5 protein-coding genes are annotated in these 9050 nt (G+C 43.0%); all 5 read right to left on the bottom strand.

Annotation, left to right across the window (positions count from 1 at the left end; genetic code table 11):
- Positions 1 to 1356 (bottom strand): pre-peptidase C-terminal domain-containing protein (locus tag DDR33_RS07205; protein ID WP_202913674.1); only part of this gene is annotated, 1356 nt, incomplete at its 3' end.
- Between the two features lie 18 nt (positions 1357 to 1374).
- Positions 1375 to 1773 carry a hypothetical protein gene (locus tag DDR33_RS07200; protein WP_109415095.1) on the bottom strand — a complete coding sequence of 133 codons (399 nt, stop codon included), beginning with the start codon at positions 1771 to 1773 and terminating at the stop codon, positions 1375 to 1377.
- A gap of 30 nt (positions 1774 to 1803) precedes the next feature.
- Positions 1804 to 3309, bottom strand: coding sequence for a hypothetical protein (locus tag DDR33_RS07195; RefSeq protein ID WP_109415094.1), 1506 nt, complete (start codon positions 3307 to 3309; stop codon positions 1804 to 1806).
- Positions 3306 to 4856, bottom strand: coding sequence for a hypothetical protein (locus DDR33_RS07190; RefSeq protein ID WP_146198721.1), 1551 nt, complete (start codon positions 4854 to 4856; stop codon positions 3306 to 3308). The genes DDR33_RS07195 and DDR33_RS07190 overlap by 4 nt, the downstream gene beginning before the upstream one ends.
- Before the next feature lie 719 nt (positions 4857 to 5575).
- A complete protein-coding gene (locus DDR33_RS07180) occupies positions 5576 to 8575 on the bottom strand; it encodes a hypothetical protein (protein ID WP_146198720.1) in 3000 nt (999 codons plus the stop codon).
- Between the last annotated feature and the right edge of the window lie 475 nt (positions 8576 to 9050).

The raw sequence follows: 9050 nt of genomic DNA, 5'->3' as shown, positions 1-9050 counted from the left end.
GGCAAAGCCTGCTGTGCCGCTGCCGGCAAACAGGCTGGTGCTGCCGGAGGGGCTGATCTTCCGGATCCGGTGGTTCTGCTGGTCGGTGACGATCAGGTTACCGGAGGCATCGATCACCAGGGCGGAGGGCAGTTTAAACTGAGCCCCGGAACCGGTGCCTTCGGCATAGCCGGAGTAGCCGGCTCCGGCAAGGGTGCTGACGGTGCCTCCGGGGGTGATCTTCCGGACTACATTGTTGCCGGCATCGGCGACATAGATATTCCCTGAAGCATCGGCCACGACGGCCAGAGGGTTATTGAAAGTGGAAGACAGGGCGGAACTATTGGTGTATCCGGCGGTACCGGTCCCGGCATAGGTGCTGGTGGTCTGGCCGGAAACAGTGGCTGCCCCGGTATTGGTAACATTGACGGAGACCGGGCTGCCGGAGGTAATCTCGGAGGGGAATGTGTAGGCGATCACCGGGGTGGACGACTGCATGACAACACGGATATTGGTGGTGATGTCGCCAATCCCGGAACTATAGCCTTCGGATACCACGTAATAGGTACCCGCTGAAAGGGTAGTCTGGAGCCATGCCTGTCTGCCGGGGCACTCAGGGCCATTATTGTCGTCGTTCTGGGTGATCACTGCTCCTGAGCTGTTCAGCAGGTGCAGATAGGTATCGAGTGTGCTGCCGCAGTGCGACAGGGTGACGGTTGCCGTACCGGTCAGGGTAAACTGGTAATAGATATCGTTGCTGGCCTGCCCTATGTCATTGCCCAGGCAGGCATCGGCGTTGTTCATGGTATGGGTATAGTACCCTGAACTGCTGTAGTTGCCGGCCCAGATGGGGTTATACATATTGGCTCCTTCGGGGGTAGATCCGGTGGAGGTACTGCTGATCTCCAGGTTGTAATCTCCGGTATATGAACTATAGCCTTCTACTACTACGTAATAGATTCCGGGGTACAGGCTGGACTGATTGATAACGGATTGCCTGCCACATTCGGAATCGTCGTTGGAATTGATAAAATTGCCGTTTGCATCAAGCAAATGGAGATAGGTATCAAAGCTGCTTCCGCATAATGAAATACGAAGGTCCGTGTAATCGGACACGTTGAGTATATACCATACATCCGGACTGGATTCTCCGTAGCTGTTATGATAAGACGTGCCGTTATAACTATAATTATTGCGATTGTCTGTAAATGCTCCTCCTCCGCAGGAACCGAAAGACCCGGCGTCTATAGCATCGTACATCTCTGTCCCGCTTTGTGCTAAGGCGGAACTGTTGAGCAGAAAAGCAGAAGCGAGGCTGATGATAACAGCTATTGCTCTCCTGGAAAAAAAACCTTGGTGTTGTAAGGATCGGTTCATAAATATTCTCCCAGGGGCTTAGTTATTCTTTTTTACTTCTTTGCCTGTTTCCCGTTCGGTGGGGGGAATGATCTTTTCCTGTTGCTCCGGGCTCAGAAAACTCTCCAGCTTCCGGTTACGTTCGGCTATCAGGGCCTTGATCCGTGCTATGCGGGCTTCCTGGCTGATGCCCTTTTCTTCTTCCAGGGCTTTCATTGATTCTTTGTATTCTGACTGTACCTTGTTTACCTGCTCTGCTTTGGCTGAGTCGACTTTCAGGGTACGGCGATAATGATTGAACTGACCGCGTTTCTGATCTGAAACGTTGAGCACCCGTTGCCTTGCCCGGATACTGTCGGGACGGGACTGGGCCTGAAGGGTTTGTGGGGTAAGAAAATATCCGGCAAAAAGGGTTAAAAAAATGATCAGGGTTTTCATGTTAATCTTAAATGTCTTATTGGTTTATTATTACTGTTTGTAGTGGTAATTATATTCTTTCAGCACTTTGCCGTTCTGGTCTTTGATGCGCCATAAACGCTGGAAGTTATCGTATTCATAATAGGTGGTCTGGCCTTTAGAATCTGTTTCTGAGGTCATTCCAACCATTGGTTTATACGTGTACTTACTGACGTAAAAACGACCTGAGACTGCGTTGTTAAAAAGTGGCGCCAGAAATGCAGTAATCTCCGAATCTGAAGGATTGGACTTAATCCGAAAGTACTCTATCGCATTGCTTCCGCCTAAAAGGGATTCTATAACACTGTAATCGGCATTGTCGATTTTAGCAATAGGGTATTTCCCGTTATAGCTGTACACATAATTGGTTTTAGGTCCTTTATGCCTGGATACGCTTAGCAACTTGCCGTTTTTGTCATATCCGAGGAACTTCACCAGAGTGTCTGTAACAGCGTTAGGTGCTTGAAGTACCTGGTTTACAGGTGAAATAATATTGTCTCCCCAATTTTTATAATTCGTTCTCTCCGTCTTCAAAAGCTGATTATTCTGATATGACCGGCTTTCCACTACCGGCGCCAGGATATTACTGTCCACCATCGTACTATAGACGCTGTTTCCCGCCTGATCAAATGGATAGAAGAACTCGTTCTTGTAAGATGAATTATTACTGCTGGTGATTTCGTCGCTCCTTTTTAAAAGGTATGTAGGTTCAAAGTCTGATGTTTGGACTGTGTGGATTTCTCCCTGTGGTGTATAATCAATAGTTTTTGCCTCTATTAATTTCTGTTCACCTGTGTTATATTTCCTGTAACCATATCCAAAAACACTGCAAACATTTTCATGAAATTCTTTCTCCCTTTCAAGTTGAATTCTTTCAACAACGTCTTGTGGATCCCGGGCATGGTTTAAATCATCATAATAACCAGTGACAACCGTGTGTCTGTATGTAGGCATATCCCAAGCAACATCTCTTTCAATATCATCAAATGAATATCGTTCAGATCTTATTAGTGAAAAGTCACTCCCGTTCTTTTTGTAGTAATCCCTGGACCTCAGCTGAGACTTCACCCAGCTGTTCTCTGTATCTGAGAATTTTTTGGGGTAATTTATGACTTCATAATTATCCGTAATATTGAATTGCTTAAGATTATACCCTCTTATAGCGTTGAAGCCAATCGAATAATTACTAACAATCTTGTTTGTCAGCTTCCCATCCTCCACCATGTACTCTGTGACAGCGTCATATGTAACGGAATTACCCCCCACTCCAATATCAAAACTTATATAGGGATCCGCAAGAAAGTCGCGTGTCCGGTAAGATGCCGTTTCCTGAAAATAATCTCCAGCGACGAAATCCCAATAGTGCATAATTAGCCCCTCATACATGAAGTTCTGAGGCCATTCGGGATGAAACGGATCACTTATATTTCCCCAGCCGTCTTCGTTGGTGCCATAACGATATATCTTTCGGATATCTTTACCATCAGAACTTCTGGATATTACTTCCCGTACTCTCAACCGGCCCCGTCAACAAGTGCATGACTAGGGGCGTTAGGCGGCGCATAGTCGACATGATACTTGTTTGATTCGTACAAGAACTCAGTCTCTCCTCCTGTAGGATAACGTATAGACTTTAACATCCCCAATACTTTCAATGTTGTATCAGGTATTCTGGAGACATTTGGAAATCCAATATTTAACTCCCCGAAATAACTGTGACCATATTCCGGCTTATCCCAATCAATGGTCCTTTGAGGAAAGGTATGATCGTTCCACCGTGAGTAATATCCCCACCAGTCGCTATTTTTTGCGGACCGCCAGCTTGGGTCAGAAATCATTCCATGCAAAGGTTCGTAGTAGTTGAAGGTATATTGTTCTACAGTGGTGTTTTGATTATCACAAAACGAAACATTTTTTAAATAATATATATCAATCTCATTGGGGTGGAGAATTGATGTAAACTTAATTTTCCTTGTATCGGTACCATTTATAAGTATCTCATCAAGCAATGAATTGTTAAAGCTTTGAGGGACGGTTGTATAATTAAACACTAGTGATCCACCTGTGAATTGTACACTTTTAACCGCGGGAACTCCATACGGGCGGACGGCATAATCGGACGTCTCTTCAAATGGTGTATCCCAGACGTGCATAGCAAGGGTTTCCCAATATGGATCTTCAACTCTGTAATTAAAAGCAGTTTGATTTCTGATTCCATCGGTAACGCGAAAGCTTTCGGAGAAAACACTTTCATCATAAGTCTTACTCTCATATGACAACGTGATCTTATCAGTTTTATCGGCAGATGTAATGGACGACAGATACCATCCAGTTGGAACACCGCCTTGCACATTAGGTCCGTTATAATTAAATTCCCTGCTGTTTGGATTTTCACGCCCTCCAAACACATATCTTGTTCCATCTGTATCCGTAATTTGGAACTCTGTATAATATCCATTGTTCAGGGGATCTGCTTTCATTGCTATTTTGATGGGACTATATGGTATCAGCATGGGTACTTTAGCCGGAACCCCATTAATATTTCCATTTGGAAGAGAATAGTTAAAAATATCAAATTCTGTATCATATCTTTTCTGATAGGCATGATTAAAAACGACAGCAGGGTTCTCGGGACACGCCTGGTATAACTCTTCAAATGTGGGTACTCGGGAAGGATCAACTGAATAATTAGTTACCCAGTCCCACTCATCGGGCCTGCCTTTAACTTTACGTGTAACGACTCCTCCGCAGTTGAGTGTCCACCTCATTCCCAGGATTCCGTTTACTTCGTTTGCCATCCGTCCGGAAGCATGAAAGCTCATCGTAACCGGCAAAGTTAGCTTCATGCTCTTTGCCTCATATAGGGGTATCGTAATGTCCACCAGTCCGTTATCGCTCGTCATAGGATATTCACCATACCTGTTAAAGGCCCTTGATTGAGGAGAGGGGTCAATAACCTTTGGAAGCTGAGTTGTTTGGCCGAAAATGTTTAAGAACTGGCAACAGAGGACAAACGCTATAGGTATACTTAGAGCATGTCTGTCTTTAAAGATTAGATAAAACATATATTGTGATGAAAGATTTCTTGTGTTATGAAGGCGGTTCAATACGGTTGAATACTGATACCCACGCTAATCGTTATCTTTTTTTCGAGACATTAATGTCCTTTGCATGTATCTCGGGCGATATAAACCAAATACAGGCTTTTGTTGAGACGGTAAGTTTCTGCTGGTATCAAGATCGGGCGATTATTCAAATAAGGCATACAAATAATAGTGGTTGTTGCTAGTTTCTAAATTCTGTGATGTAACGATTTATTTACGCTGGTAAATATAGAAGCACTTTTTGAATCAAAAAATGATTTTTATCAATTTGGTGGTCTAAAATCACCATGGCTTGCCACAGATAGTAGAAAATGAGGCTTTTTTGATCAAAGAAGATGCTTTATATAACGCCCTTGATTATATGTCTACGACAAATAACTAAACGCTTTGGGGATTTAACCTATCTGGCTTGTAATAAAATGCATAATATACATCAGCTTGTAGAATTCATCGATAGTAACTTTTTTTAGCTTATATTTTTCTAAGATGTAGCCTTCTCCAAACTCATCTTTAGAACTAACTCTTTCAATGTCCACTTTCTCTACACCCAATATTCGGGGAAGATCATCCTTAAAGTAACTCTTTTGGCATCCAGGGATAAAAGATAGCATCAAGGATCCAGCGAAAAGGGTAAAAAGTCTGGGTTCTCATATTACTCTTAAATGTCTTATTGGCTTATATTACTGTTTGAAGTGGTAATTATATTCTTTCAGTACTTTACCGTTCTGGTCTTTGATACGCCATAAGCGCTGGAAGTTATCGTATTCATATCTGGTAGTCAAATCGGATCCGCTCGTTTCGCTTGTAAGTCCGATCATTGGCCGGTAAGTATAACTGTTTATAGAAGCTTCTTTTAAAGTGGCCCTCAAAGGAGCAATGAATGTATTTATCTGTTCATCGGTGGGATTGTCCCTACGCTGAAAACTCTTGATAGCTGCCGCCCCCAGAACGTTTTCTAGCACTGAATACTCTGCGTTTTCGACTTTTACAATTGGGTACCGTCCGTTGTAACTATAGAGATACGATATTTTGGGGCCGTTTGCCATGGAAAGGCAATTTACATTTCCCCTATCATCATACTTATGGAAAATTATGCGCGTTTCTGATTCGCCTCCGGCTTTTTGGGTAGTGATATCTGCAGGCGCATATAAATTGCTTCCCCAGTAACCATAATTGGTTTTCTGGGTAAATAAAAGTTTCCCGTCTTTATAGTAATCTGTTTGTATGACCTGATCGAGAATGTTCTTATCTGTCATAGTGCTGTAAACGGGTTTTGAAATATCATCAAACGAGTAGTTGAACGTTTGCTTCTCGCTTACCTGACCGCTGTTTATAACTTCCTCCGACTTTGTTAGCAGATACCCGGGATCGTATGTATAGTTTTTGATCTTCGTAAATGCAGTGCCGTCGGCATTGAATACCTGGCTGACGTGCTGCATTACTTTTTCCTCTCCGCTTGTGTACTTACGGAAACCATAACCATATACATTGCAGGAATTATCATGATAGTCTTTTTCTGTATTATAGTAAAGCCGCTCTAGTTCTCCCGGGTTATTATACTGTTTTGTATATGGCCGGTTAATCCCCATTAAAACATGACGGTAGACAGGCATGTCCCAGGCTGTCCCTTTGGTAAAACTTTGGTACGAATAGGTGTCCCGTATCGTTTTTTCTGTAAATACCCCGGAGGAATTTTGCTTATAAGATGTTTTTTCGAGCAACTTTCCGCCCATCCATATATCGGCGGGGTCGGCATATACTTTTTCGACAGGAGTCCCGATACGATCACTGATAGTAAAGGCGTTTGTTTTATAATCTTTTAAACTATAATTATAGACCGTCTTCATTAAAGGGGCATTCTCTGTACCGGTATACTCCGTAACATAATCGTATGATATATAGTTGTTTCCCCAGATAGAATAGTCAAATGCCGGATCAGACAGGTAGTCCATAATCCGGTAAGCTGCATGTTCGTCACCAGTGAATGTAACATTCCCATCTGAATTAAAATAAAGCGGATAATCCCAGGAAAGGTACATTACATATTCTTCCGTCAGATGAGCCCCGGCTCTTAAGGCGGGAGCAATATATCCCCTTCCATCTTCATAGTAGCCATATTTGAAGGTAGAGACAGTTGCCGGCCCGTTTACCGGTATCTTTTTCACCTGCTTTATCCTTAGACCGGGGCCCTCTGTTTTAGCCCCGTTCTGAGGGGTATAGATGGTCATATCGTAATAGTTCCCCTCATAATCAAATTCCGTTCTGCCCCCGGTAGGGTATTGAATAGACTTCAGCATCCCTACCTTTTTTGATTCGGTATGAGCGTCTCTATTTACAGCTTGATATCCTACGGGTTTAAGAACAGAGCTTGTATTGCCCTGATCGGCTACATTCAACCATACGTCCCGTACCGGAATTAAATGACTGTTGTTCCCGGTATTCCAGGTATAATATCCCCACCAATCCTTATATCCTAATCCTGTCCCAACGCCGGAGACTGGTGGTTCAAAATAGTCAAAGCTATACTTTTCTTCCACCAGACCTTCCTGTCCGCAAAACTCTATAGAGCGCAGGTATTCAAGCTCACTCTCTCCGGAAGATTTACTGGTATTAAATTTTACTTTTCTTAATCCGGATCCACCAGGACCGGTAACTTCTATCCTATCCAGGAACGAATCATGATAGCCATTTGACCTGTAGAAGAAGTTCACGGTTCCGCCATTAAAGCTTATACTGCTTAAAACTGAAGATAGTCGTGCTCCATGATTATCGAACCAGTCATCTTTCACGTTATTTGTTGAAAGCATATACATGACTTCAGGCCCCGTGTAATCGTACTGGTGAAAATTGGCAGAGGTTGAATAGTCGCGGAGATTATCTCCTGTACTGGTTCTTTCCGTATAATGCTGGTAAGGGGACTCCGACCTCTGATAAGTAAATTTAACAGTGTCAGTCTTACCTGCCGACACCATATACGATAAATCCCAGCTGCTCCAGATAGAACCATATATCCCCTCGTGGGGAAGTTCTGAGGATCCGAAAGTAAATGTTCCTGTATAATAATATTCTTTACCGTCCGTATCCGTAATACGGATAGCATCGTAAATCCCGTTATTGGCCGGATTGGCAATGGGCTCTATTTTTATGGCCTGGTAAGGAATAAGCATTGGTTTTTTTGTGCCATTTTCCTCTTTCATGATAAATTTACCAGACTTCCCGTTCGGCAAAACGAAACTGAATATGTCGTATTCACTGTCGTACTTGGTATTGTGCACATAATCTGTATTCCGGTATCCTTCTACACAGGAGTTATATAGTTCCTCGTAGGAAGGAGTTCCATTGGCGGGATTGAATGCATGGTTGGTTAAATAGCTCCATTCGTCTGGCCTTCCTTTCAGGCTTCGGGTGATTACTCCGCCGCAATTGAGGGTCCAACGCATTCCCAGTATCCCGTTAGCTTCATAGGCCAATCGTCCGGACGCATGGAACTTCATTTCTATAGGTAGCCTGAATTCCTTTGTGATTATCTCGTAAACCGGTACTGTCATATCCACCAAACCGGTATGGTAATCTACCGGATAGTCCCCGTACCGGGTCAGCGCCTGGGCTTGCGGGGAAGGGGGAACGTATGAAGGGATTTTGGGGTTGGGAACGACAGAACTAGCCGACATAGTCATCATTGTTCTGAGTTTTAGGGAATCCTGCTTCTTTAGACGCTGATTGATTAATGAATCCTGCGGCTGCCCGTATGTCGCAAAAGACCCTGATAGTAAAAGTATTAGTGTATAAGCTTTTCTCATATAAACTGTTGCTCGATTGTGAGAGATTGTTGAAGTTGCGGTTAGATGGCAGTTAAATTTGAAAAATAACTCCCTGATTTAGTTGATTTCTTTCAATTAGCTTAATTCAGACACGTTATGCTGTCGTGGAAAATGATTGAGGCAATAAGATTGGGTATTTATTAATAAAGTCATTTTAAAAAGGATAGTGGTTATTATAATATTCTCTTTCTTCAATATGTAATGTAACTATTTAAATACTCGGTAAAGGTAGGGTTCAGTTTGGGATCAATAAAATGATGCTGATCATGTTTTATGTTCAACAATCTTACATTCACTGTAATAGTCTTTCATAAAAGGTTCCATTGCGGCATAA

The sequence above is a fragment of the Pararcticibacter amylolyticus genome (assembly GCF_003130405.1).
In the GTDB taxonomy this organism is placed as follows: Bacteria; Bacteroidota; Bacteroidia; order Sphingobacteriales; family Sphingobacteriaceae; genus Arcticibacter; species Arcticibacter amylolyticus.
The sequence above is the reverse complement of the archived record's forward strand: the minus strand, read 5'-3'. Positions and strand labels throughout refer to the sequence as shown.